This window comes from Mangrovimonas sp. YM274, from assembly GCF_030908385.1.
Taxonomy (GTDB): Bacteria; Bacteroidota; Bacteroidia; order Flavobacteriales; family Flavobacteriaceae; genus Mangrovimonas_A.
In genome coordinates, this window is the sequence record NZ_CP133091.1 from 925,453 (window position 1) to 951,936 (window position 26,484).

The window sequence follows — 26,484 nt, forward strand, 5'->3', positions numbered from 1 at the left end:
TATGGGAAAGATAACCGGATTTATGGAATTTGAACGGGAGGTTGAAAAATATGCCGATGTTGAAGAAAGGGTTAAAAACTATAAGGAATTTACGATTCCTTTAGCGGAAGATAAATTGAAAGATCAGGGCGCCCGATGTATGGACTGCGGTATTCCATTTTGTCATAGTGGTTGCCCTTTGGGGAATCTAATCCCAGATTTTAATGATAGTGTCTATAAAGGGAAATGGAAAGAGGCTGCGAGAATTTTGCATGCCACCAATAATTTTCCTGAATTTACGGGGCGGTTATGTCCAGCTCCTTGCGAAGAGGCTTGCGTTTTAGGAATTAATGAAGACCCTGTGACAATTGAAAATATTGAAAAGAATATTGTAGAAACCGCTTTTGAAGAAGGGTGGATTGTCGCAAATCCACCTGAAGAAAGAACGGGCAAAAGTGTTGCGGTTATAGGTTCTGGGCCGTCGGGATTGGCGGCAGCACAGCAGCTTAATAGAGCGGGACATAGTGTAACGGTATTCGAACGCGATGCCAAAGTAGGTGGCTTACTTCGCTATGGAATCCCAGACTTTAAATTGGAGAAAACAATTATAGACAGAAGAATTGCTATTTTGGAAGAAGAAGGCATCTGTTTTGAAGTGAATGCTCATGTAGGAGAAAATGTTAGCGTAGAAACCCTGAAGGATGAGTTTGATGCCATACTTTTATGTAATGGAGCAACCGAAAGACGTAGTATCCCTATCAAAGGAGCGCATTTAAAAGGAGTGCATCAGGCTATGGAGTTTTTGAAAATGAATAATCAGTATGTAGATGGCAAGCTGGACTTTGATGAAATTTTAAGTGCTAAGGATAAAAATGTGATTGTTATCGGTGGAGGTGACACGGGTTCTGATTGTATTGGAACCTCCAATAGACATGGTGCTAAATCGGTTGTTAATTTTGAGATATTGAGTAAGCCTACGGTTGGCAGACCAGCCAATCAGCCTTGGCCTTATTGGCCGATGAAGTTGAAAACAAGTTCTTCCCATCAAGAAGGGGTGGAACGATTTTTCAGTATTTCAACCAAAGAATTTTTAGGGGATAAAAACGGGAACTTAAAAGGGCTTAAAACGGTTGAGGTAGAATGGATTTTTAAAGATGGTGAGCGACCTCAGTTAAAAGAAATTCCAGATACAGAAAAAAAATGGGACTGCGATTTGGTACTTTTGGCTTTAGGATTTACGGGGCCAGAAAAAACTTTAGTGGAACAATTTGGTTTGGACACCGATTTTAGAAGTAATATTCAGGCTACGGTTTCTGATTATAAAACTAATGTTCCGGGAATATTTGCAGCTGGTGATTCCCGTAGAGGACAATCATTAATTGTTTGGGCGATTTCAGAAGGGAGGCAAGCGGCTCATCATATTGACAAATTTTTGATGGGTAGTACTAATTTGCCTTTAAAAGATGATAATGATTTGCCTAGAGTTTAAGAGGTTGGCCTAAGAGCTTGTATTCCTATTGAATATTTTTGATATTTGATGAACATCATGAATAGAAACATATTCCATATCATTTCCATTATTATCATCGCGATTATTTCGCAAAGGTAGGGAATGCTATGTTGTCAATATTTAAAGTCAAAGCCTTCCCTGTTTGGGAAGGCTTTTTTTATAGGAAAAATTAAGGCCTTGAACATCATATTGAAAAGCATTTAAACAACTGTAAATCAGTCGTTTAAACTATATTTGATTCGCTTGAGTTTAACCTAGGGTTATAATCAAAAAACTAACATAAAACACAAACTTTTAATTTAGAACTAATTATTGAGAGAAGTATAATAATAAGAATGAATAAACTTAATAAATATAGTAAAACAGTAACTCAAGATCCTACTCAGCCGGCGGCTCAAGCAATGTTGCACGCCATAGGATTGACGAATGAAGATTTTTTTAAGCCAATTATTGGCATTGCAAGTACCGGTTATGAGGGTAACCCTTGTAATATGCATTTAAATGACTTGGCAAAATTGGTAAAGGAGGGAACACAGAATGAAGATGTGGTTGGTTTGATATTCAATACCATTGGGGTGAGCGATGGAATTTCCATGGGAACTCCGGGAATGAGATATTCTTTGCCGTCAAGAGATATCATCGCCGATTCCATGGAAACGGTAGTTCAAGCGATGAGTTATGATGGATTGGTGACGGTTGTTGGTTGTGATAAAAATATGCCGGGAGCTTTAATGGCCATGATTAGATTGAATCGTCCTTCCATTTTGGTTTATGGGGGAACTATTGATTCTGGATGTCATAATGGTAGGAAGTTGGATGTGGTCTCTGCTTTTGAGGCTTGGGGAAGTAAAGTGGCCGGAACCATGACCGAAACAGAATATCAAAGTATTGTGGAAAAGGCGTGTCCAGGAGCCGGTGCTTGCGGAGGTATGTATACAGCCAACACCATGGCCTCGGCTATTGAAGCCTTGGGGATGTCGCTTCCATATAATTCTTCCAACCCTGCCTTGAGTAAGGAGAAAAAAGATGAATCGATTAGAGCAGGTGAGGCCATGCGTTTGCTGTTGGAAAAGGATATTAAACCTTCGGATATCATTACCAAAAAGTCTCTTGAGAATGCCATAAGGTTGGTGACCATTCTTGGAGGTTCTACTAATGCGGTGCTGCATTTCTTGGCAATTGCTAGAGCAGCCCGGATAGAATTCACACTAGAGGACTTTCAGAAAATTAGTGATAACACGCCGTTTTTGGCCGATTTGAAGCCTAGCGGAAAATATTTGATGGAAGATGTGCATGCGGTGGGCGGTATCCCGGCCGTGTTAAAATATTTATTGAAAAAAGGATTGCTGCATGGGGATTGTTTGACGGTAACAGGAAAAACGCTTGCAGAAAATCTTTTGGACGTACCAGATTTATCTCCCGATCAAGATGTCATCAAACCTTTGGAAAGTCCTATAAAAATTTCAGGACACTTACGCATGCTTTATGGCAATTTGGCTTCGGAAGGTAGTGTAGCCAAGATTACCGGGAAAGAAGGACTGAGTTTTGTTGGGAAAGCCAAGGTGTTTGATGGGGAATATGCTGCCAATGATGGGATTCGAGACGGTAAGGTTGAAAAAGGCGATGTGGTGGTGATTAGGTATGAAGGTCCTAAGGGAGGTCCTGGAATGCCCGAAATGTTGAAACCAACGGCTGCTATTATCGGTGCTGGATTGGGGAAAGATGTTGCCTTGATTACTGATGGAAGATTTTCAGGCGGAACCCACGGTTTTGTAGTGGGGCATATCACGCCTGAAGCTCAAGAGGGAGGAAATATCGCTCTGGTGAAAGACGGTGATTTAATCACTATAGATGCTGAAACTAACACCATTATGTTGGAAGTTTCGGAAGAAGAATTACAAGAAAGAAGAAAACAATGGAAGGCACCTAAATTAAAGTTTGATAGAGGGGTGCTGTATAAATATGCAAGAACCGTATCGTCTGCTTCCAAAGGATGCGTGACCGATGAATTTTAGTTTTCAAACGGGTCTTATTTAACTGAGTTGAGACTATGAATACAGAAACATTGAAAGAGCAAAAAGTAACCGTAGCGACTACGGAGCGCATTTCTGGTAGTGAAGCCATTGTGCGCTGTTTGTTGGAAGAAGGTGTGGATACTATCTATGGGTATCCGGGAGGGGCAATCATGCCCGTGTATGACGAATTATATAAATATAGAGATCAATTGCATCATGTCCTAACCAGGCACGAGCAGGGCGCTGCGCATGCCGCACAAGGTTATGCGCGAATTTCGGGAAAGGTTGGTGTTGCTATGGCAACCTCTGGTCCAGGCGCTACAAATTTAATCACGGGTATTGCCGATGCGCAGATTGATTCTACCCCTTTGGTGTGCATAACGGGACAGGTGGCTTCGCACTTGTTGGGAAGTGACGCCTTTCAGGAAACTGATATCATTGGGATTTCTACCCCTGTGACCAAATGGAACCATCAGGTGACAAGGGCGGAAGACATTCCAGAGGTTTTGGCCAAAGCTTTTTACATTGCTAAAAGTGGGCGACCGGGTCCAGTACTGATTGACATTACCAAAGATGCACAATTTGCAGAATTTGATTTTAAGTATAAAAAATGTACAGGAATAAGAAGTTATACACCGATTCCAAAAATGGATTTGGAACAGGTGAAAGCTGCCGCGGAATTGATCAATTCAGCTAAAAAACCAATGATTGTTTGGGGGCAGGGGGTAATCCTTGGTCAAGCGGAAGAAGAGTTTAAGGCGGTTGTTGAAAAGTCGGGTATTCCTTCGGCGTGGACTATTTTGGGGGCTTCGGCCATCTCAACAGACCATCCGTTAAATGTGGGCATGGTGGGAATGCATGGCAATTATGCACCCAATAAATTAACCAATGAATGTGATGTCCTGATTGCAATTGGCATGCGTTTCGATGATCGTGTTACGGGTAATTTGGCGACCTATGCTAAACAAGCAAAAGTTATTCATTTTGAAATTGATCCTGCCGAAGTGGATAAAAATGTCAAAACAAATGTTGCCGTTTTGGGAAATGCCAAAGAAACTTTAGCGGCTTTACTTCCTTTATTGGAAGAGAAGAATCATGAGCAGTGGCATGATGAATTTAGAAAGCTTCATGTGGTGGAGTTTGAAAAGGTGATCAAAAAGGACCTTTATCCTGTCAAAGAAGGTTTGACGATGGGAGAAGTGTTGAAAGAAATTAATGAGCAGAGTAAAGGAGATGCAGCAATAGTAAGTGATGTAGGGCAGCACCAAATGATTGCCTGTCGCTATGCTAAATTCAATAAATCTAAAAGTAACATTACTTCCGGCGGTTTGGGAACAATGGGGTTTGCGCTTCCTGCAGCTATTGGTGCTAAAATGGCGGCACCCGAGCGGGAAGTGGTGGCTATTATTGGTGATGGAGGCTTTCAAATGACCATTCAGGAGCTGGGAACGATATTCCAACAGCGGTTACCTGTGAAGATTGTGGTGTTGAACAATGAGTTTTTAGGAATGGTAAGACAGTGGCAGCAATTGTTTTTTGATAAGCGCTATGCTTCCACGGAGATGATCAACCCTGATTTTATATCCATTGCAAAAGGCTATTATATAGAAGCTAAAAAAGTCACTAAACGGGAAGAGCTAAAGGATGCAGTTGCTGAAATGATGAGCAGCGAAGGACCTTATTTCTTGGAGGTTTGTGTAGAGAAAGAGGATAATGTATTCCCTATGATTCCTACGGGAGCTTCAGTGTCGGACGTAAGATTAAGTTAATTATGGAAAAAACAATTCATACATATACAGTTTCAATTTATACCGAAAACAACATTGGCTTGCTCAACAGGATTTCGGCTATTTTTCAACGAAGACATGTCAATATTGAAAGTATTGTCTCTTCGGTTTCTGAAATTAAGGGGGTGTCTCGGTGGACTATTGTGGTCAAAGTTTCAGAAGAACAAATCAAGAAGATTGTTGGGCAAATTGAAAAGCAGGTAGAGGTTATCAAGGCTTATTACCATAAGGATGAAGATACCATTTATCAGGAATCGTGTTTGTTCAAAATCAAATCGGATTTGTTATTTGAAGAGCGCGAAATCCAAAACATTATAAAGGACAGCGGCGCTAATATTGTTACTGTGAACAAGGAATTTTTTGTACTAGAAAAATCTGGAAGGCGCAATGAAATTGAGGAAATATACAACCAATTAATTCCTTATGGAATCATGCAATTTGTCCGTTCGGGAAGGATTGCCGTAACCAAAGACGAAATGAAAATATCAGAAATGCTGGCAGCATTCAGCAATTAAAACATACAAAGCAATGTCAAATTATTTTAACACACTTTCATTAAGAAAACAATTAGAACAATTAGGAAAATGTCGTTTTATGGACGCCTCCGAATTTGAGGATGGCATAAACGTTTTAAAAGATAAAAAAGTGGTGATTGTGGGCTGTGGAGCTCAAGGATTGAATCAAGGATTGAACATGAGAGATTCCGGGTTGGATATTTCTTATGCCTTAAGACCGCAAGCAATTGCTGAAAAGCGAGCTTCGTATAAACAGGCCGTGGAAAATGGATTTACCGTAGGAACTTATGAAGAGCTTATTCCAGATGCTGATTTGGTCTTGAACCTGACACCGGATAAACAGCATACCAATGTAGTGAATGCTGTGATGCCAATGATGAAACAAGGGGCGACGTTGTCGTATTCACACGGCTTTAATATTGTAGAAGAAGGAACTCAGGTGCGTAAAGATCTTACTGTAATTATGGTGGCGCCAAAATGCCCGGGAACTGAAGTTCGGGAAGAATACAAAAGAGGTTTTGGTGTACCGACACTTATCGCCGTGCATCCTGAAAATGATCCTGAAGGAAAAGGCTTGGCTCAGGCAAAGGCTTATGCCGTGGCTACTGGGGGGCATCGTGCTGGGGTTTTGGAATCGTCATTTGTGGCAGAGGTAAAGAGTGATTTAATGGGAGAGCAAACCATTTTGTGTGGCGTACTGCAAACCGGTTCTATTTTATGTTTTGATAAAATGGTTGAGGAAGGCGTTGATGCGGAATATGCTGCAAAATTGATTCAGTATGGTTGGGAAACCATTACGGAAGCATTGAAACACGGTGGAATTACCAATATGATGGACCGCCTTTCCAATCCAGCCAAAATTGAAGCTTATAGGTTGTCTGAAGAATTGAAAACCATCATGAAACCTTTGTTTGAAAAACATATGGATGATATTATTTCTGGCGAATTCTCGAAAACCATGATGGAAGATTGGGCCAATGATGACGTAAATCTTTTGAAATGGAGAGCGGCCACAGCCGAAACCAATTTTGAGAAAACACCATTAACGCCTAATCATGTTTCAGAACAAGAATATTTTGATCATGGCACTTTGATGGTGGCTTTTGTAAAGTCTGGGGTTGAGTTGGCTTATGAAACCATGGTAAGTGCGGGTATTATTGCAGATTCGGCTTATTACGAGTCTTTGCATGAATTACCATTGATAGCCAACACCATTGCAAGAAAGAAATTGTATGAAATGAATCGTGTGATTTCTGATACTGCCGAGTATGGGTGTTATTTGTTTGATCATGAAGCAAAACCTTTGCTGAAAGAGTTTATGGAAACAGTTTCAGTGAATGTGGTAGGGAAACCATTTTCAAAATCCAATGCTGTTGATAATTTAGAGCTAATTGCAGTTAATGACGCAATTAGAAATCATCCAATTGAAACAGTTGGAAAAAGGTTGAGAAGTGCCATGACAGCCATGAAAGTGATAAAGACAGCAGAAGTCACTGAAGCAGTGTTGTCTTAAGTAAAATGTAAGCAGAAATTAAGAGTATGGAAAATACAACCACAACCTATTTCCCAACCTTGGAAGCGGTGAAAATGGCGGCAGAAAAATTGCAATCTGTCGTCTATCGCACGCCGCTCACCTCGAATATGTTTTATTCACGGGGATTGAGGAGTGATATCTTGTTTAAGCGGGAAGACTTGCAGTTGGTGCGTTCCTATAAAATTCGAGGAGCCTATAATAAAATGTCGATCTTAAAAGACACTGAAATAGAGAACGGTGTGGTGTGTGCCAGTGCAGGTAACCATGCTCAAGGAGTGGCTTTATCCTGTAAATTGTTGAAAATTAAAGGGAGTATTTTTATGCCAACTCCTACACCAAAACAGAAAATCGATCAAGTTAAAATGTTTGGTGAAGATTATATTGAAGTGGTGTTGGAAGGCGATACTTTTGATGATGCCTATTTGGCTGCTATGCGCGAACAGGAGCAGACCAATAAAACATTTATTCATCCATTTGATGATGAAAAAGTCATTGAAGGGCAGGCTACAGTTGGTTTGGAAATAATAGAACAGGCAAAGGAACCAATAGATTATGTATTTGTGCCAATTGGTGGAGGTGGTTTGGCTTCTGGGTTGTCAAGTGTTTTTAAGGAATTGTCACCTAATACAAAAATTATAGGAGTGGAGCCAGAAGGAGCTCCTTCCATGTCGGTTTCATTGAGAAACAAAAAAAATACGAAGCTAAAACACATTGAGAATTTTGTTGACGGGGCCGCTGTTAAAAAAGTCGGTGATAAAACTTTTGAAATCTGTAGGCAGAATTTAGATGACGTTATTACTGTTCCTGAAGGTAAAATATGCCAGACCATTTTGGATCTCTATAACAAAGAAGCTATAGTAGTGGAGCCGGCCGGAGCTTTGAGTGTTGCAGCTCTTAGCTTTTACGCTGATAAAGTTAGAGGGAGAAATGTGGTGTGTGTGGTAAGTGGAAGCAATAACGATATCACACGAATGGCGGAAATCAAGGAGCGGGCCCTCTTGTATTCAAATTTAAAACATTACTTTATTGTAAAATTTCCTCAACGGGCAGGGGCCTTAAAGGAATTTGTGGTGGATATTTTAGGGCCTGGAGATGATATTACGCATTTTCAATATACTAAAAAATCCAACCGGGATAACGGTTCGGCGGTTGTAGGAATCGAGCTCAAATCGCCACAGGATTTGGAACCCTTGATCACTAAAATGAAACTGCATAAGTTTTATGGAGACTACCTCAATAATAAACCCGATTTATTTCAATTTTTAGTATAGCTTAATAGCTTTTTAGTAATGGTTGGAAGAGTACTTTGTTGTATATTTATGCAAAGCATTCTTCATTAAAAAACTATTGTATTATGACGTCTACGTTTACAGAAATTCCAGAACAATATCAAATTAAAAACCTCTTACATCAAAACACTTATTTGGTTGGAGGAGAATTAAAAAAATGGAATGGTGAAACGTCTAATGTGTATTCTACCATTTCTTCTACGGAAGATTACCAGCCAACTTTATTGGGGAGTATTCCAACCTTGGGAAAACCAGAGGCTTTGGAAGCTCTTGATGCGGCCTGCGATGCCTATGGGAAAGGACAGGGGTTGTGGCCAACCATGAAAGTTGCCCATCGTGTTGCCTGTATGGAAAAGTTTGTCGAACAAATGAAAACCAAGCGCGATGAGGTGGTTAAATTATTGATGTGGGAAATTGGAAAGAATTTACCCGATTCGCAAAAGGAATTTGATAGAACTGTGGAATATATCTACGATACCATTGAAGACTACAAACAAATGGATCGGGATAGTGCTAAGTTTGAAAAGCATGATGGAGTCCATGCGCATATTCGTCGTGGGCCGTTGGGAGTGGTTTTGTGTTTGGGACCCTATAATTACCCATTAAATGAAACGTTTGCCTTGTTGATCCCGGCAATTATGATGGGTAATACTACTGTATTCAAACCTGCCAAGCACGGGGTTTTATTATTGTCGCCGCTGTTGGAAGCTTTTCAAAACAGTTTTCCGAAAGGCGTTGTAAATATTATCTATGGCCGTGGCCGTACGGTGGCTACTCCAATTATGGAGACTGGCCGAATTGATGTATTGGCCTTGATAGGGAACAGTAAATCTGCTAATGCCCTGCAAAGCCATCACCCTAGACAAAACAGATTGCGATTGGTTTTGGGCTTAGAGGCTAAAAACCCTGCTATTATTCTTAAGGATGCTGATTTGGATTTGGCAATTTCAGAATGTATCTCTGGAACTTTATCGTTTAATGGGCAACGCTGTACTGCCTTAAAAGTAGTGTATGTGCATGAAGATATTGCTGAGGAATTCAATAAGCGTTTTTCTGAAAAAGTGGATGCCCTTAATTATGGAAATCCATGGGATAAAGGCGCGCAGTTAACACCGCTTCCCGAACCTGAAAAACCACAATACATCCAGGAACTGATAGATGATGCCCTTGAAAAAGGTGCGGAAATTTTGAACGCCAAAGGAGGGGTGACAACTCCAAATTATATTTTTCCAGCGGTGCTGTATCCGGTTAATAAAGAAATGCGGGTGTTTGAAGAAGAGCAGTTTGGCCCAGTTATTCCAATATTGTCTTTTAGGGATATTGAAGAGCCAATGGATGATATTGCCAATTCCAATTATGGACAGCAGGTAAGTTTGTTTGGGAGTGATGTGAAATCTTTGGCGCCACTTATCGACACTTTGGTGAATTTGGTGTGTAGAGTAAACTTAAATAGTTCTTGCCAAAGAGGGCCAGATGTGTATCCATTTACAGGTAGAAAGGATTCTGCAGTAGGAACATTGAGTGTGCACGATGCGCTTCGATCATTTTCCATCAGGACTTTTGTGGCGTCCAAGGATAATGATTATAACAATGCGATAATAAATAATTTGTTGGATTCTAAAGCGTCCAATTTTGTAAGTACGGACTATATTCTTTAGTGCTTTGTAAAAAGATTCTGTTCCTTTGGGATGGAATCTTCATAATGTTAGCCCCTTATAATCAATAAAATCATAATAATTATTAAAAATTAATGGGCAAATGAATGCGGTATTGAATAATGTTTTAAATTTGTGGCATGCAAAAATTAAAGAATAATAATGGTTTGATATGTAGGAGTTTGCCGTATAGCAAGCCCCGACGTGTTTAGTGATGTTCTTCGTCTGGTACACTAAGCATTTATCATAATTTAGTTATTATTTTTTAAAATTGAAAAAAACAGCACAAATAACATTCTTTAAAAATTCTAAGATTGCTCCCAATAGCAATCCTAGGCTTCGTGTTGTTTTTAGTCGCCGCCCGTAAGGGTGTGTGTCCTTTCTTGGAATTTTAGGTGAGTCCAATTCCGTTTCCAAAACATTTATTTAATATTTTTAATAAAAACAAAGGCAATGAAGATTGTTATAGCAGATAAATCTCATGCGGTTTACGCGCCACAGATATGCGAAACCATTTCAGAATCCGCAAAAGTTAGAGGTACTGGAATAGCTAAACGCACTCCCGAATATATCATTACCAAAATGGAAAATGGTAATGCCGTTATTGCTTTGGACGGTGATAAATTTGTTGGGTTTTGCTATATAGAGGCTTGGGGTCACGGCAAGTTTGTAGCGAATTCTGGTTTGATTGTCCATCCTGATTACAGAGGCCTTGGAATGGCTAAGAACATAAAAGCAAAGATTTTTGAGCATTCCAGGACCAAATTCCCAGATGCAAAGGTGTTTAGTATAACTACAGGTTTGGCCGTTATGAAAATGAATAGTGAATTGGGCTATAAGCCCGTAACCTTCTCGGAGTTGACAGATGACCAAACCTTTTGGAATGGTTGTCAAACCTGTAAAAACTATGATGTATTACAGCGGACAGAACAGAAAATGTGCTTGTGTACAGGAATGCTGTATGATCCTAAAAAACAAGTTGCAGAGCAAAAGCAAATAAAAACGAAGGTATTTAAAAGGTTAAAAAGCATTAAGGAGAACCTGTTTTTAAAAAAGGAGAAACAATGAGTAAGAAGTTAGTAATTGCGTATAGTGGAGGTTTAGATACGTCCTACTGTGCAGTAAGTTTGTCAAAGGCGGGCTATGATGTGCATGCCGTAAGTGTGAATACAGGAGGTTTTACCAAGGAGGAAATAAAGCACATTGAAGCCAACGCCTATAAAATGGGAGTGTCTACCTATAAAAATATTGATGCTGTTGCCACCTTTTATAACAAGGTTGTAAAATATCTTGTGTTTGGAAATGTATTGAAAAACAATAGCTATCCGCTTTCTGTAAGTGCCGAAAGGATTATTCAGGCTATTGAAATCATTCAATATGCTAAATCCATTGGAGCCAAATATATTGCCCATGGAAGTACTGGTGCTGGAAATGACCAAGTGCGTTTTGACATGATTTTCCAAACCTTGGCTCCAGAGATTGAAATCATCACTCCAATTAGGGATCAAAAACTATCTAGACAGGAAGAAATCGATTACCTGAAAAGTAATGGTATTGAAATGTCTTGGGAAAAGGCTAAATATTCGGTGAATAAGGGATTATGGGGAACCAGTGTTGGAGGTGAGGAAACCTTGACTTCAGGTCAGCCTTTGCCAGAACATGCCTATCCTTCACAATTGCAAAAAGAAGGTGAAGAAAAGGTAGTCTTGACCTTCACAAAAGGAGAGTTGACAGCTGTAAACGGCAAAGAAAATACACCACCAGAAAAGAATATTGAAATATTGAATGATTTGGCCGCTCCTTTTGCTATAGGAAGAGATATCCATGTAGGAGATACTATTGTAGGGATTAAGGGGCGTGTAGGCTTTGAGGCTGCTGCCGCGTTAATCACTATTAAGGCGCATCATTTGTTGGAAAAACATACTTTGACCAAATGGCAGTTGCAACACAAAGAATATTTGTCAAGTTTTTATGGGATGCATTTGCATGAAGGCCAATATTTAGACCCGGTGATGAGAAACATTGAAGCTTTCTTGGAAAGTAGTCAAGAACAGGTGTCTGGAGATGTTACTGTAAGTTTGAAACCATATCACTTTACCTTGGACGGTATTGAATCTGCTCATGATTTAATGAATGCCAAGTTTGGAAGCTATGGAGAAATGAACAAGGGATGGACTGCAGATGATGCCAAAGGATTTATCAAAATCTTTGGTAACCAGAACAAAATCTATCACCAAGTAAATTCAGAATCATGATTAGAACCGGAATTATTGGTGGCGCAGGGTATACGGCAGGAGAGCTCATAAGATTGCTATTGCACCATTCGCAAACCAAAATCGATTTTATTTATAGTACATCCAACGCAGGTAACCCTGTTAGTGCCGTTCACCAAGATTTGTTGGGTATCACTGATTTGCAGTTTTCAAGCACTATCAATCCTGAGGTAGATGTGTTGTTTTTGTGTTTGGGACACGGTAACTCTAAAGCGTTTTTGGAAAACAATCAGTTTGCCGATCATACAAAGATTATCGATTTAAGTAATGATTTTAGATTGGAAGCCGACAAGACCTTTCAAGGGAAAACCTTTGTGTATGGACTTCCAGAATTAAATAAAGCAGACATTAGAAAAGCTGATTATATTGCTAACCCGGGATGTTTTGCTACCGCTATTCAATTGGCATTATTACCTTTGGCTAGTGCAGGGAAATTGCATGATGATGTGCATGTAAATGCCGTAACAGGGGCAACTGGAGCAGGAACTTCATTGTCCGATACTACGCATTTTACTTGGAGAGACAACAACTTTTCATATTATAAACCGTTTACCCATCAACATTTGGGGGAAATCAACCAGTCGGTAAAACAGTTGCAATCCAGTTTTGATGCTAATATTTTGTTTATGCCTAACAGAGGGGATTTTTCAAGAGGAATTTTCGCTACGGCCTACACCAAATTTGATGGTGATTTGGAAGAAGCCAAGGAGCTGTATGAAGCCTGTTATAAGGACGATGCCTTTACTTTCGTGTCCCAAAATCCATTGCACCTAAAGCAGGTAGTAAATACCAATAATTGTTTTGTGCATTTGCACAAGCACGATGGAATGCTGTTGGTAACAAGTATCATTGATAATTTGCTGAAAGGCGCTTCGGGTCAGGCAATCCAGAATATGAACTTGATGCATGGATTTTTTGAAACCGAAGGATTGAATTTAAAAGCCAATTATTTTTAAACATATAAGTCTATGAAATTAGCCGTTATTGGATCAGGTAATTTAGGGCAGTCTATTGCCAAGGGGTTAATCACTACCAATGCCGTTACAACCTTGTATTTAACAAGAAGGCATGTGGAGGCACTTTCAGAATTCGAAGGATATAAAGGAGTTACAACCACAAACGACAATGTGTTGGCAGTGAAGCATTCCGATATTCTCATTTTTGCAGTGCAACCCTCTCATTTGGAAGCCATTTTGAAAGAAGTAGCTCCCTACCTGACTGAAAAACATGTGTTAATTTCAACCATCACAGGATACACCATTTCTAGGATTGAAGCCATTGTAGGAGAGAATCAATTTATCATCAGAGCCATGCCTAATACGGCTATTGCTGTTGGTAAATCCATGACCTGTTTGTGTAGTAATGAACAAGGTGCCAAGCGTATCAAGGTAGCCGAAGCAATCTTTAAAAGATTGGGACATACCTTAACTATTCCAGAAGCCCAAATGCAGGCGGCCACCGTGGTGTGTGCTAGTGGTATTGCCTTTTGGATGCGTTTGATACGCGCTACTACTCAAGCGGCCATTCAATTGGGGTTTGATGCAGAAGAGGCTCAGGAGTTGGCGATGTATACTTCAGAAGGAGCGGCGAGCCTGTTGATTAACAACGGACATCACCCAGAGGAAGAAATTGATAGGGTTACTACTCCAAAAGGTTGTACTATTGAAGGTCTTAACGAGATGGAACACAAAGGCTTGAGTTCCTCTTTAATTCAAGGTATGGTAGCCTCGTTTAACAAAATCAACAATATTAAAAAAGAACAAATATGAGTTTGTTTAAGGTGTATCCGTTGTTTGATATCACGCCAGTTAAGGCGAAAGATGTCCTCGTATATGATGACAACGGTACCGAATATTTAGACCTTTATGGCGGGCATGCAGTGATTTCCATAGGGCATTCCCATCCCGAATACGTGTCGGCTATTTCAAATCAAGTGGCCCAATTGGGCTTTTATAGCAATGCCATTCAAAATCCATTACAGGAGGAATTGGCGGAAACATTGGCAAGGGTGTCTGGATGTTCAGATTACCAATTGTTCATGTGTAATTCAGGAGCAGAGGCTAATGAAAATGCTTTGAAGTTGGCGTCTTTCCATAACGGCAAAGAACGAATTTTAGCTTTTAGAAATTCCTTCCACGGAAGAACTTCGGCAGCGGTTGCAGCAACAGACAATCCTAAAATTGTAGCGCCATTAAATGCGCAACAGCAAGTGGATTTTGTCGAATTGGGAGATTTGGAAGCTGTAGAAGCCATCCTAGTTAAAAATGAAACCTGTGCCGTGATTGTTGAATGCATTCAGGGTGTTGGGGGATTGGACGAAAGCACCACTGAGTTTTATAAAGGTCTAGAAAAGTTGTGTCGACAATACAATACGCTTTTTATTGCCGATGAGGTGCAAAGTGGCTATGGAAGAACAGGCGATTTCTTTGCGTTCCAAAAACACGGAATAACTCCAGATGTCATTTCATTGGCGAAAGGAATGGGGAATGGATTCCCTGTTGGGGGCATTTTGATCCATCCAAAATTTGAAGCGTCTTTCGGAATGTTGGGAACTACTTTTGGCGGAAACCATTTAGCCTGCGCGGCTTCTTTGGCAGTTTTAAAGGTGTTGGAACATGAAAATTTGATGACCAATGTAAAGGAAGTTTCAGATTATTTTATAGAACAAGCACAATCTCTCAAAGGTCTAAAGAATATTAAAGGTAGAGGCTTGATGCTTGGTTTGGAGTTCGATTTTAAAGTGGCCGATTTACGCAAACAGCTGATTCATAAACATAAAATTTTCACTGGAAGTGCGAATAATCCAAACTTGATCAGGATTTTGCCGCCACTAACGGTGCAAAAACAACATATCGACCAGTTTTTAACTGCTTTGAAAAGCGAATTATAGATGAAAAAGTATACCGACATAAGCGATATTGCTGACCTTGATAGTTTGATAAGAGAAACCATTTTGTTGAAAATGGCACCTTTTGAATATCATGGTTTAGGAAAGCACAAGACCTTGGTGATGCTCTTTTTTAATGCAAGTTTGCGAACGCGTTTAAGTACGGAAAAAGCGGCTAGGAATTTGGGTGTGGAAGTGATGTCACTTAATGTTAATGAGGCTTGGCAGTTGGAATTTGAGGACGGAACCGTAATGGATGCCAATACATCAGAGCACGTTAAGGAAGCGGCCCAAGTGATTTCACAATACGCTGATATTATTGCGGTGAGAGCATTTCCAAGTTTGACGAATAAGGCTAAAGACCAGTCGGAATATATTTTAAAAAGTTTTGAAAAGTACGCTTCGGTGCCAATTGTCAATATGGAGAGCGCTACGGCACATCCCATGCAGGCTTTGGCCGATGCCGTGACTATTTCGGAATTTACAGAAACAAAACGTCCCAAGGTGGTCTTGTCTTGGGCGCCACATCCTAAGGCATTGCCTCAAGCGGTGGCCAATTCATTTGCATCCATGATGCAACTAATGGATGTCGATTTTCAAATCACGCATCCAAAAGGGTATGAATTGGATCCTAACATTACCAAAGATGTACCAATTATCCATCATCAGGAAGAAGCCTTAGCCGATGCCGATTTTGTATATGTAAAAAACTGGAGCAATTTTAATGATTACGGAAAAGTGTTGAATACGGACCCTAATTGGATGATGACTGCTGAAAAACTTGGTAAGGCCAAGTTTATGCACTGTCTACCGGTACGTAGAAATATGGTGGTTGAAGATGCTGTTTTGGATGGTAGTCAATCCATTGTGATGCAACAGGCCAATAACAGAACTTTTGCCGCACAGATTGTATTGAAGCAAATTTTAGAAAATCTGAAATAATGGAAACGCTTAAAATTGTAAAAATAGGAGGAAACATTATTGACGATTCTAAAGCTTTGGACGCATTTTTAGAGCAATTTTCCAAGATGAATTCACCAAAACTCTTGGTGCATGGTGGAGGGAAATTAGCGTCCCAATTGGCCCAAAAGATGGAGGTGGAAGTGAAGATGGTGCAAGGTAGACGTATTACGGATGCTGAAACATTGGACATCATCACGATGGTATACGGAGGAAAAATCAATAAAAATATTGTTGCAAAACTGCAGTCGCTTAGCTGCAATGCCATTGGTTTTACAGGTGCTGATGGAAATACTATTGTGTCTGTAAAACGTCCTGTAAAAAATATCGACTACGGATTTGTAGGTGATGTAGAAAAAGTAAATACTGAAATTTTAGAGTTATTGATGAATCAAGGTGTTGCTCCAATATTTTGTGCTATTACCCATGATACGCAGGGGAATTTGCTTAATACCAATGCCGATACTATTGCTTCGGAATTGGCCATAGGCTTTGCGAAAAAATACAATGTAGAACTGTATTACTGTTTTGAAAAAAATGGCGTATTACGTGATGTGAATGATGAGGATTCTATAATTGAAACCATCACCGAACCAATTTATCAAAACTTGCTTTCCGAAGGGATTATTGCCGATGGAATGCTGCCTAAACTAAATAATTGTTTTCATGCAATTAACAAGAATGTAACCAAGGTTTGCATTGGTAAACCAAACATGTTGACCCAAGCTACCACAAAATTTACAACAATTACCAAATGATTCAAGAACTGACACAGCATGCCATAAATTTGTTGAAACAGCTCATTGCCACGCCTTCTTTTTCTTCGGAAGAGGACCAAACGGCAGGGCATATAGAGAATTGGTTCAAAGGGCATGATATTCCTTATAAACGATATAACAATAACGTATGGTCTATCAATAAATATTTTGATGAGAGCAAACCAACCTTATTGCTTAATTCCCATCACGATACCGTAAAACCTAATAATGGCTATACCAAAAATCCTTTTGAAGCCATTGTGGAGGATGGGAAGCTTTTCGGTTTGGGAAGCAATGATGCTGGAGGTTGTTTGGTGTCACTTTTGGCAACCTTTACTTATTTCTATGCCAAAGAAGATTTAAAATATAACTTGGTGATTGTGGCTTCTGCGGAAGAAGAAAGTAGCGGACCTAATGGTTTGAATAGTATGTTGGAGTTCATTCCGGAGGTGGATGTTGCAATTGTAGGCGAACCAACACTCATGAATTTAGCTATTGCAGAAAAGGGGTTGGTGGTATTTGATGCCGTGGTAAAGGGGACTCCAAGTCATGCGGCGCACCCAAATGATGATAATGCTATATACAATACTATTAAGGTTTTGGAATGGTTCCAAAAGTTTCAATTTGAAAAAGTGTCCGAAACTTTAGGAGAGGTGAAATTAACTGTTTCTCAAATTAATGGAGGGAAACAACACAATGCCATTCCTGCCAATGTTGATTTAGTGGTGGATGTGAGGGTGAATGACCAATACACCAATCAGGAAGTTGCCGATATTTTGATGAAGGAAGCACCATGCGATAGCATTGTTCCGAGAAGTTTACGATTGAATTCTTCTTCCATTCCTGTGGAACATCCTTTGGTGAAAGCTGGAATCGCTTTGGGAAGGGAAACCTATGGGTCACCTACGTTATCAGATCAAGCTGTGCTGTCTTGTCCATCTCTAAAATTGGGACCTGGAGACAGTACGCGCTCGCATTCTGCCGATGAATTTATTTATCTGCACGAAATTGAAGAAGGAATTAAGATTTATATTGAATTGCTAAACAACGTATTATGAAGCTCTGGGATAAAGGCTTGGCCATTGATAAAAAAATAGAACAGTTTACTGTAGGAAACGATAGAGAAATAGATTTGCATATTGCAAAATATGATGTTCAGGCATCTCTGGCCCATGCAAAAATGCTGCAGCATATTGGAATTTTAAACGAGGTAGAGCTTGGCCAGTTGGAAGAAGGATTGCAACATTTGAAGGAACAAATAGAAGCGGGAACATTTGTAATTGAAGACCAGTTTGAAGATGTACACTCCAAAATAGAATTTGAACTGACCAAAACTTATGGCGAAGTTGGAAAAAAAATCCATACAGCACGTTCTAGAAACGATCAAGTTTTAGTCGCCTTACAGTTGTATTACAAGGAAAATATTCAAGAGATTCTATTAAAAACAGAAACGTTCTTTTTGTCACTTTTGGACTTGGCCAATACCCATAAAGATAAACTGTTGCCAGGCTACACGCATTTGCAGGTGGCGATGCCGTCTTCCTTCGGATTGTGGTTTTCTGCCTATGCCGAGATTTTGGCCGATGATAGTTATCTATTGCAGGCGGCCTTAAAAACGGTGGATCAAAATCCGTTGGGCTCGGCTGCTGGTTATGGGAGTTCCTTTGCAATTGATAGAGAATTTACCACCAAAGATCTTCAATTTGAAACCTTAAAGTACAATGTTGTTGCAGCCCAAATGAGTCGTGGTAAGAGTGAAAGAACTATCGCGGCTGCTTTAGGAGGTTTAAGCAACACCATGGCGCGTTTTGCAATGGATATTTGTTTGTATATGAGCCAGAATTTTGGTTTCATTTCATTTCCAGATGAATTGACCACAGGAAGCAGCATCATGCCTCATAAGAAAAACCCTGATGTTTTTGAATTACTTCGTGGCAAATGCAACAAAATTCAAGCCCTTCAAACCGAGATGACTTTAATTACCAATAACCTTCCCAGTGGTTACCACAGGGATTACCAATTGTTGAAGGAGTCTATTATAGGGGGAATAGAAGATATGAAGGATTTGTTGGATATTTTTAACTATGCCATCAATCAGGTGGAAGTAAAGGATATCGATTTGAATGATGCTAAATATCGTTACCTTTTTACGGTAGACAATATGAATACTTTGGTTGAAAACGGGATGAGTTTTAGAGAAGCTTACCAGGTTATTGGTAAGCAGGTACAGGAGGGAACTTATACACCAGACACTTCTAAACAACATACCCACGTTGGAAGCATGGGGAACTTATGTTTAGAGGATATCAAGGCTAAATTCGCAAAGTAGCTTAATAGGTTTTTGGAATTTGGTGTGTGGCAGCACAAGCGGCACCTATAATGCCAGCATGGTTTCCTAAATGGGCAGGAACAACAGGCGTTTCAATAGTAATGTACTTTTTGAATTTATCAAAATCGTCTGATGTGCCTCCTCCAAGAATAATTAAATCGGGGCACACCAATGTTTCAACCAAACCAAGGAATATGTTGAAGCGTTTGCCCCATTTCTTAAAGCTTAAATTCTTGTCTTTTTTTGAAGAAGCGGCAGCCCACTGTTCAATTTTTTCATACTTTTTATAAGGGATTTGACCCAATTCAAAATTAGGAATCAATTTACCGTCATAAAAAGCACCGCTACCCAAACCAGTACCTATGGTAATGGTTAGGACTAACCCAGGTTTTCCTTGGCCAATGCCATAATTCATTACCGCATATCCAGCTGCATCAGCATCATTAATAACCGTAACGGGTAAATGGACTTCTTTCGAAAACAACTCCTCTACATTGACGTGATCCCACTCTTCATGGAGGTTTCCGGAAGCTTTACAAATTCCATGTTTGATAATGCTGGGAAACCCGCAACCAATAGGTCCCGAATAGTCAAAATGTTTTACTATCTGAGCAAACACTTTTGCCATGTCTTCGGGTTTTCGTGATGGAGGTGTTGGTATTCTATATCTTTTGGTGACAAGTTCTCCTGTGATAGTATTCACTAATGCTCCCTTCATGCCCGATCCGCCGACATCGATTCCTAGAATTTCCATAGAATTAAATTTTCTGAATGTTAAAATTAATAAATCTATTAGAGAACCCCTCGTAAAAAGTGAGTCATAATTATTGACAACGGATAGTTTTTTAAAGAGTATGAAAGCAAAAAGCACTCAGTTGAGTGCTTTTTTATATCCTAAAGAAGACATAGTTTTCTTAAACGTTTCAGATTATTGTAGACTGACCCAAATGGATGTTAGTGAAATTAATATTACTATCTTTAGGATTGTTGATGAAATCCTCAATGAAATCACCAACCTTAGCAGTTGTTATGTTGTTATATTTTGAATTCAAATCAGGGGTCATTATTTCTAATTGAACCGATTTTTCTACGGCATTCCTAACCATATCCGCTTCATCATGCAAACCAAAATGATCTAGTAACATAGCAGCGGATAGAATAGATGCAATTGGATTGGCGATGTTTTTGCCTTTTGCCTGTGGATATGAGCCATGAATAGGTTCAAACATGGCGTGTTTATTACCTACAGACGCCGAGGCCAAAAGCCCAATAGACCCTCCAATAACACTGGCTTCATCACTGATGATGTCTCCAAACATGTTCTCGGTTAAAATAACATCAAACTGTTTTGGATTTAGAATCATTTGCATGGCAGCATTATCTACAAACAAGAAATCTAAAGTTACATCAGGGTAAGATGTAGAAAGCTCGGTCACTACTTTTCTCCATAAACGGGAAGATTCCAGAACATTGGCCTTGTCAACCAGTGTTAGTTTCTTGCTTCTCGTTTGAGCAGCCTTAAAGGCTAAGTGGGCAATGCGTTCAATTTCTTCCCGTGTATACAAACAAAGATCAGAAGCAGTGTTGCCATCATCGCTTAAATATTTGTCTCCAAAATAGATGCCTCCAGTCAATTCACGGTAGATACTAATATCGGTTCCTTTTATGTTTTCTTCCTTAAGTGGTGATGCCCCTACAAGACTGTCGTAAGCTTTTACAGGTCTGATATTGGCAAACAATCCCAGCTCCTTTCTAAGTTTAAGTAAACCTTGTTCCGGACGCACTTTTGCCGAAGGGTCGTTGTCATATTTAGGGTCGCCAATAGCTCCAAATAACACAGCATCACTTTGTTTGCAAATGTCTAAAGTGGCATTTGGTAAAGGGGAACCTGTTTCGTCTATTGCAATGGCACCGACAAGCGCAGGTTTGAACCTAAAGCTATGGTTGAATTCCTGTGCGATGGCCTTTAACACCTTAATTGCCTGATCGGTCACTTCTGGACCAATTCCATCCCCTGATAAAACAGCAATATCTAATTTCATTTCTTTATATGAAGGACCATTTGTAGCCTTCTCTACGTGTTAGTTTGTTCTACTTAATTCAAAAGCCTCAATGGCTTCTTTTTTACTTAATAAATAATCAATATCATCATAGCCATTGAGCATACAGGTTTTTTTGTAAGCGTCAATCTCAAAACTTTCCTGTTGGTCGCTACCTATAATGCCAATGGTTTGATTTTCTAAATCAACGATGAGTTCGGTTTTTGGATTTGCCTTAATGGTATTCAATAAAGTTTCTAGATAGGCTTCACTCACCTGAACCGGCAGCAACCCATTGTTCAAAGCATTTCCTTTAAAGATATCAGCAAAAAAACTTGAGACGATTACTTTAAACCCATAACCAACTAAAGCCCATGCGGCATGCTCGCGACTGGAGCCGCATCCAAAATTATCACCAGCAACCAAAATGCTTCCTGTATATTTTGGATCGTTTAATGGGAACCCAGTATTGACATTTCCATGTTTGTCGAAGCGCCAATCTCTAAAGGCATTGTCGCCAAATCCCTGTTTGTCTGTTGCTTTTAAAAAACGCGCAGGGATGATTTGATCAGTATCTATATTTTCAATGGCCAACGGAATGGCTCTTGATTGTAACGTTGTAAACTTTTCCATATTTGTTTCCTTTCCGTTGAAAGGTTTAGCTCATTAATTCTTTTTCAAAAGCATTTTCAAAGGCTTTTGATACATCTACTATTTTTCCTGCAACCGCTGTAGCTGCCGCTACTAATGGACTTGCCAAAATGGTTCTGGCACCCTGGCCTTGTCGTCCTTCAAAATTTCTATTGGATGTAGAAACGCAATATTCGCCTTGGGGGATTTTATCATCGTTCATGGCCAAACATGCGGAACAACCTGGTTGTCGCAACTCAAAACCGGCAGTTTCAAAAATGTCTTTTAAGCCTTCGTCTATAATTTGGGCTTCTACCTGCTTACTTCCAGGAACTAACCACGCAGTGACGTTGTCGGCCTTATGTTTGCCTTTAATGTAGTTGGCAGCCACTCTAAAATCTTCAATTCTAGAATTGGTGCAACTACCAATAAATACATAATTGATAGGTTTATCTACTAAGGATTCTCCTTTTTGGAAATCCATATATTCCAAGGATTTTTCAAAGGAAGCATCATTCAAAACAGGGATGTGTTCTGAAATTTTAATGCCCATACCTGGATTGGTACCGTAGGTAATCATAGGTTCAATATCTTGGGCATCAAAAACGTATTCTTTGTCAAACGTAGCGTCAGCATCCGTAGGCAATGTTTTCCAATAGGCAACTTTGTTTTTGAATTCCTCGCCTTTAGGCGCAAACTCTCTATCTTTTATGTATTCAAAAGTGGTTTCGTCTGGGGCAATCATACCGCCTCGAGCACCCATTTCAATACTCATATTGCAAACAGTCATTCGGCCTTCCATGCTCATGTTTTCAAAAACGTCTCCTGCATATTCGCAGAAATAGCCCGTTCCTGAATTGGTGCCCAATTTTGAAATGATATAAAGAATGACATCTTTGGGTAGGACGCCATTCTTTAACTTGCCATTAACCGTTACACGTAAACTTTTAGGCTTTGTCAATAACAAACATTGACTTGCAAATACCTGTGCTACCTGACTGGTCCCAATACCAAAGGCAATGGCACCAAAAGCACCATGGGTAGAGGTATGCGAATCGCCACAAACCATGGTCATACCTGGTTGGGTGATGCCTAGTTCAGGAGCCATAACATGGACGATACCATTGTATTGATGTCCTAAGTCGTAGAGTGTAATATTATTTTTATGACAGTTTTCGGCGAGCTGTTTTAACTGATTTCTGGACAGCTCATCCTTAACTGGTAAGTGTTGATTTTTTGTAGGAGTGTTATGGTCTGCGGTGGCCACAATTTGGTTTGGCCTAAATATTGGAATATCTCGTTCTTCAAGCTCGTTAAAAGCCTGTGGGCTGGTAACTTCATGAATTAAGTGTTTGTCAATATATAAAATTTGTGGTCCATCCTGAATGGAGTCCACAACGTGCGCATCCCAAACTTTATCAAATAAGGTCTTTCCCATTACGCGCTAATTATTTGTTGATATACATTACTGGTTTCGATGATGTGGTGGATATCATTGTCATCGATTTCCTTTTTACTATCGGCAAAATTCAAGAAACTGGCATAGATCTCGTCCAATTGCAATTTGGTCAATTCGTACCCGATGTTTTTGGCTCTATATGCCAAGGCAGCTCTTCCGCTTCTGGCTGTTAATACAATGGCCGATTCGGTAACACCTACATCTTTAGGGTCGATGATTTCGTAAGTTTCTCTGTTTTTAATGACGCCATCTTGATGAATACCGGAGCTATGTGCAAAGGCATTGGAGCCTACAATAGCTTTGTTAGGTTGGGTATAAACGCCCATTTGCTCGGACACCAATTGGCTGATGCCGTATAACTCTGGAGTTTTAATGTTGGTATCCAAGTTTAAGTACGGGTGTTGTTTTAAAATCATGACGACTTCTTCCAACGCAGTATTTCCGGCACGTTCCCCAATACCGTTGATGGTACATTCAATTTGGCGTGCACCGTTAATAACACCTTCTATGGAATTGGCCGTAGCCAATCCTAAATCGTTATGGCAGTGACAAGACAAGATGGTCTTTTCAATACCTTTTACATTTTCTTTTAGGTATTTGATTTTTGCCCCGTATTCACTGGGCAAGCAATAACCAGTCGTATCTGGAATATTTAAAACGGTAGCTCCAGCTTTAATGGCCATTTCACACACACGAGCCAAATACTCATTGTCTGTTCTTCCCGCATCTTCCGCATAAAATTCCACATCTTCCACAAAGGATTTGGCATATTTCACGGCTTCGTAAGCCCGTGTTAAAACTTGTTCTCTTGTAGAATTGAATTTAAATTTAATATGAGAGTCGGAAGTTCCAATACCGGTATGGATTCGAGGTCGTTTGGCATATTTAAGGGCTTCCGCAGCTACTTTAATATCGTTTTCAACAGCTCGAGTCAAACCACAAACAGTAGCATTCTTAACCAACTTGGATATGGCCTCAACCGATTCAAAGTCGCCAGGACTAGAAACCGGAAATCCCGCTTCAATAACATCTACTCCTAGTTGGTCCAACTTTTTGGCAATAATCAACTTTTGGGTGGTATTTAGCTTGCACCCAGGAACTTGTTCACCGTCTCTTAAGGTGGTGTCAAAAATTTGTACGTGCTCTTTAGACATTTATAGAAATATATTTTTGTATTGTCTTACGAATTTATACTTTGGTTATACATTACACTTTGGTTTTTAATGTGTATTACGATGTTCAACTGTTGTTTTGCGTTGTAAAACACTGTAAAACAAGTGTTTAACGTTTATTTTTGTTCGATGACTAAGGATTTGAAAGACAATTTGTTTCTACTGGTGAAGTCCATGACAAAATCGGAAAAGCGCCAGTTTAAGCTGTATGTGGGGCGATTGGGAGTAAATGAAGATTCAAAATTTTTGAACCTCTTTAACATCATGGATAAGCTATCTGTGTATGACGAGGCTATTATTTTGAAAAGTGGAGTGGTCAAAAAACAACAATTAGCGAATGTTAAGGCTCATTTATACAAACAAATACTGATTAGTCTTAGATTAAACCCATCTCACCAAAATACTAGGTCGCAATTAAGGGAACAATTGGATTTTGCTTCCATTTTATACCATAAAGGACTTTATAAACAAGCCTTGAAAATATTAGATAAGTCCAAGGAATTGGCTATTCAAAGTGAAGAAAAGAATCTAGCTTTTGAAATTGTGGAGCTTGAAAAAATCATCGAATCACAATACATAACAAGAAGTATCAGTGGGCGAGCCGATGAGTTGACAATTCAGGCGAAAGAACTGAGCAAGGCTAATGTTATAGCAAGTAAACTTTCCAATTTATCCTTGCAGCTTTATGGCTTATTTCTAAAGATAGGTTACGTTAAAAATGAAGCCGAAGCCAAGCAAATAAGGGATTATTTTCAAGCCCGTTTGCCAAAATACGATATCAATGAATTGGGGTTTAGAGAGCGTTTATGGCTATACAAAGCTAATTTATGGTATAGTTTTCTGCTTCAAGATTTTTTGAATTGCTATAAATATGCCTTACGTTGGGTGAAGCTATTTGAGCAACAACCAGATATGGTAGACTTGAACCCTGTGTTCTTCATTAAAGGGAACAATTACCTATTGGAAGCCTTGTTCTACACTAAAAACAAGCGCAAGTTTGACCATTATTTAAGAAAATTTGAAAGTATTGTAGCGGCAAAATCCTTTCCAAAAGATGAAAATGTAGAAGCCCTTTCGTTCTTGTATTTAAATGTTAATAGACTCAATTATTACTTTATAGATGGTAGTTTTCAAGAGGGCTTATATTTGATTCCGATCATCGAAAAAGATTTACAGTCGTACAAAGATCGTATAGACGAGCATCACACCATGGTGTTTTATTACAAGTTTGCGAGCATGCATTTTGGAGCAGGAAACAATAAAGAGTGCATCGCATATTTGGATAAGATCATTTCTAATAAATCCCTTTCTATGCGGGAGGATTTGCTCTGCTTTTCCAGAGTTTTAAATTTAGTAGCTCACTATGAAGGAGGTTACGATTATCACATTGAAAAGCTTTTGAGAAGCACTTACAAATTCCTACTGAAGATTAATGACCTTTACGAAGTCCAAAAAGAAATGATCAAGTTTATTAAAGGGCTTCAGGATGTGTATCCTCAGGATATCAAAAAGGCATTTATTGAACTTCATAAAACCTTTAAAACCTACGAAAACGATCCTTACGAGCGTCGTGCCTTTTTGTATTTGGATATTATTTCGTGGCTGGAAAGCAAAATATACAACAAGCCGGTAGCGCAAATTATCAGGGAAAAGTATTTGGCAGAATTTTCATGATAAAATCATAAAAAATTCA

Annotated in this window: 22 protein-coding genes; 17 read left to right on the plus strand and 5 right to left on the minus strand. The window is 39.5% G+C overall.

What is annotated here, in order from left to right:
- Window position 1 precedes the first annotated feature (1 nt).
- The 16 genes from RBH95_RS04030 to argH all read left to right on the plus strand — a co-directional run bounded on the left by RBH95_RS04030 (window position 2) and on the right by argH (window position 19,491).
- The gene (locus RBH95_RS04030; protein ID WP_307901440.1) at window positions 2-1,468 is read left to right on the plus strand and encodes a glutamate synthase subunit beta; all 1,467 of its coding nucleotides are present in this window, start codon (window positions 2-4) and stop codon (window positions 1,466-1,468) included.
- 356 nt (window positions 1,469-1,824) lie between these two features.
- Window positions 1,825-3,504 (plus strand): dihydroxy-acid dehydratase, encoded by a 1,680-nt coding sequence (ilvD, locus tag RBH95_RS04035; RefSeq protein ID WP_307901441.1) that lies wholly within the window; start codon window positions 1,825-1,827, stop codon window positions 3,502-3,504.
- Window positions 3,505-3,539: 35 nt separating this feature from the next.
- Window positions 3,540-5,273 (plus strand): biosynthetic-type acetolactate synthase large subunit, encoded by a 1,734-nt coding sequence (gene ilvB, locus RBH95_RS04040; protein WP_307901442.1) that lies wholly within the window; start codon window positions 3,540-3,542, stop codon window positions 5,271-5,273.
- Window positions 5,274-5,275: 2 nt separating this feature from the next.
- Window positions 5,276-5,806, plus strand: coding sequence for an acetolactate synthase small subunit (ilvN, locus tag RBH95_RS04045; RefSeq protein ID WP_307901443.1), 531 nt, complete (start codon window positions 5,276-5,278; stop codon window positions 5,804-5,806).
- A 13-nt stretch (window positions 5,807-5,819) separates the two neighbouring features.
- Window positions 5,820-7,319 (plus strand): ketol-acid reductoisomerase, encoded by a 1,500-nt coding sequence (ilvC, locus tag RBH95_RS04050; RefSeq protein WP_307901444.1) that lies wholly within the window; start codon window positions 5,820-5,822, stop codon window positions 7,317-7,319.
- A 26-nt stretch (window positions 7,320-7,345) separates the two neighbouring features.
- Window positions 7,346-8,611, plus strand: a complete 1,266-nt coding sequence (gene ilvA / locus RBH95_RS04055; RefSeq protein ID WP_307901445.1) for a threonine ammonia-lyase IlvA — start codon at window positions 7,346-7,348, stop codon at window positions 8,609-8,611.
- Window positions 8,612-8,694: 83 nt separating this feature from the next.
- Window positions 8,695-10,287: an NADP-dependent glyceraldehyde-3-phosphate dehydrogenase gene (locus tag RBH95_RS04060; protein ID WP_307901446.1), complete on the plus strand. Its 1,593-nt coding sequence runs from the start codon at window positions 8,695-8,697 to the stop codon at window positions 10,285-10,287.
- A gap of 450 nt (window positions 10,288-10,737) precedes the next feature.
- The gene (locus RBH95_RS04065; RefSeq protein WP_307901447.1) at window positions 10,738-11,352 is read left to right on the plus strand and encodes a GNAT family N-acetyltransferase; all 615 of its coding nucleotides are present in this window, start codon (window positions 10,738-10,740) and stop codon (window positions 11,350-11,352) included.
- Window positions 11,349-12,539, plus strand: coding sequence for an argininosuccinate synthase (locus RBH95_RS04070; protein WP_307901448.1), 1,191 nt, complete (start codon window positions 11,349-11,351; stop codon window positions 12,537-12,539). Before RBH95_RS04065 ends, RBH95_RS04070 begins: the two co-directional genes overlap by 4 nt.
- On the plus strand, window positions 12,536-13,513 hold the full coding sequence (argC, locus tag RBH95_RS04075; protein ID WP_307901449.1) for an N-acetyl-gamma-glutamyl-phosphate reductase: 978 nt from the start codon (window positions 12,536-12,538) through the stop codon (window positions 13,511-13,513). The genes RBH95_RS04070 and argC overlap by 4 nt, the downstream gene beginning before the upstream one ends.
- A 12-nt stretch (window positions 13,514-13,525) precedes the next feature.
- Entirely contained in the window at window positions 13,526-14,326 is an 801-nt protein-coding gene (gene proC / locus RBH95_RS04080) for a pyrroline-5-carboxylate reductase (protein WP_307901450.1), read from the plus strand.
- Window positions 14,323-15,447 (plus strand): aspartate aminotransferase family protein, encoded by a 1,125-nt coding sequence (locus RBH95_RS04085; RefSeq protein WP_307901451.1) that lies wholly within the window; start codon window positions 14,323-14,325, stop codon window positions 15,445-15,447. The genes proC and RBH95_RS04085 overlap by 4 nt, the downstream gene beginning before the upstream one ends.
- On the plus strand, window positions 15,448-16,386 hold the full coding sequence (locus RBH95_RS04090) for an acetylornithine carbamoyltransferase (protein ID WP_307901452.1): 939 nt from the start codon (window positions 15,448-15,450) through the stop codon (window positions 16,384-16,386).
- A complete protein-coding gene (gene argB / locus RBH95_RS04095; protein ID WP_307901453.1) occupies window positions 16,386-17,162 on the plus strand; it encodes an acetylglutamate kinase in 777 nt (258 codons plus the stop codon). Before RBH95_RS04090 ends, argB begins: the two co-directional genes overlap by 1 nt.
- The gene (locus RBH95_RS04100) at window positions 17,159-18,220 is read left to right on the plus strand and encodes a M20 family metallo-hydrolase (protein ID WP_307901454.1); all 1,062 of its coding nucleotides are present in this window, start codon (window positions 17,159-17,161) and stop codon (window positions 18,218-18,220) included. The genes argB and RBH95_RS04100 overlap by 4 nt, the downstream gene beginning before the upstream one ends.
- Window positions 18,217-19,491, plus strand: coding sequence for an argininosuccinate lyase (gene argH / locus RBH95_RS04105; RefSeq protein WP_307901455.1), 1,275 nt, complete (start codon window positions 18,217-18,219; stop codon window positions 19,489-19,491). Before RBH95_RS04100 ends, argH begins: the two co-directional genes overlap by 4 nt.
- 1 nt (window position 19,492) lies before the next feature.
- On the opposite strand, the gene ppgK is transcribed toward argH, so the two are convergent.
- The 5 genes from ppgK to RBH95_RS04130 form a co-directional block, all read right to left on the minus strand.
- The gene (gene ppgK, locus RBH95_RS04110; RefSeq protein ID WP_076663240.1) at window positions 19,493-20,245 is read right to left on the minus strand and encodes a polyphosphate--glucose phosphotransferase; all 753 of its coding nucleotides are present in this window, start codon (window positions 20,243-20,245) and stop codon (window positions 19,493-19,495) included.
- 169 nt (window positions 20,246-20,414) lie between these two features.
- Window positions 20,415-21,533, minus strand: coding sequence for a 3-isopropylmalate dehydrogenase (gene leuB / locus RBH95_RS04115; protein WP_307901456.1), 1,119 nt, complete (start codon window positions 21,531-21,533; stop codon window positions 20,415-20,417).
- Window positions 21,534-21,572: 39 nt separating this feature from the next.
- On the minus strand, window positions 21,573-22,163 hold the full coding sequence (leuD, locus tag RBH95_RS04120; RefSeq protein WP_307901457.1) for a 3-isopropylmalate dehydratase small subunit: 591 nt from the start codon (window positions 22,161-22,163) through the stop codon (window positions 21,573-21,575).
- 25 nt (window positions 22,164-22,188) lie between these two features.
- On the minus strand, window positions 22,189-23,598 hold the full coding sequence (gene leuC / locus RBH95_RS04125) for a 3-isopropylmalate dehydratase large subunit (RefSeq protein WP_307901458.1): 1,410 nt from the start codon (window positions 23,596-23,598) through the stop codon (window positions 22,189-22,191).
- Complete coding sequence (locus RBH95_RS04130; protein ID WP_307901459.1) at window positions 23,598-24,773, minus strand: 2-isopropylmalate synthase; 1,176 nt, start codon at window positions 24,771-24,773, stop codon at window positions 23,598-23,600. The genes leuC and RBH95_RS04130 overlap by 1 nt, the downstream gene beginning before the upstream one ends.
- A 147-nt stretch (window positions 24,774-24,920) precedes the next feature.
- On the opposite strand from RBH95_RS04130, the gene RBH95_RS04135 reads away from it, so the two are divergent.
- Complete coding sequence (locus RBH95_RS04135) at window positions 24,921-26,465, plus strand: hypothetical protein (protein WP_307901460.1); 1,545 nt, start codon at window positions 24,921-24,923, stop codon at window positions 26,463-26,465.
- Window positions 26,466-26,484 lie beyond the last annotated feature (19 nt).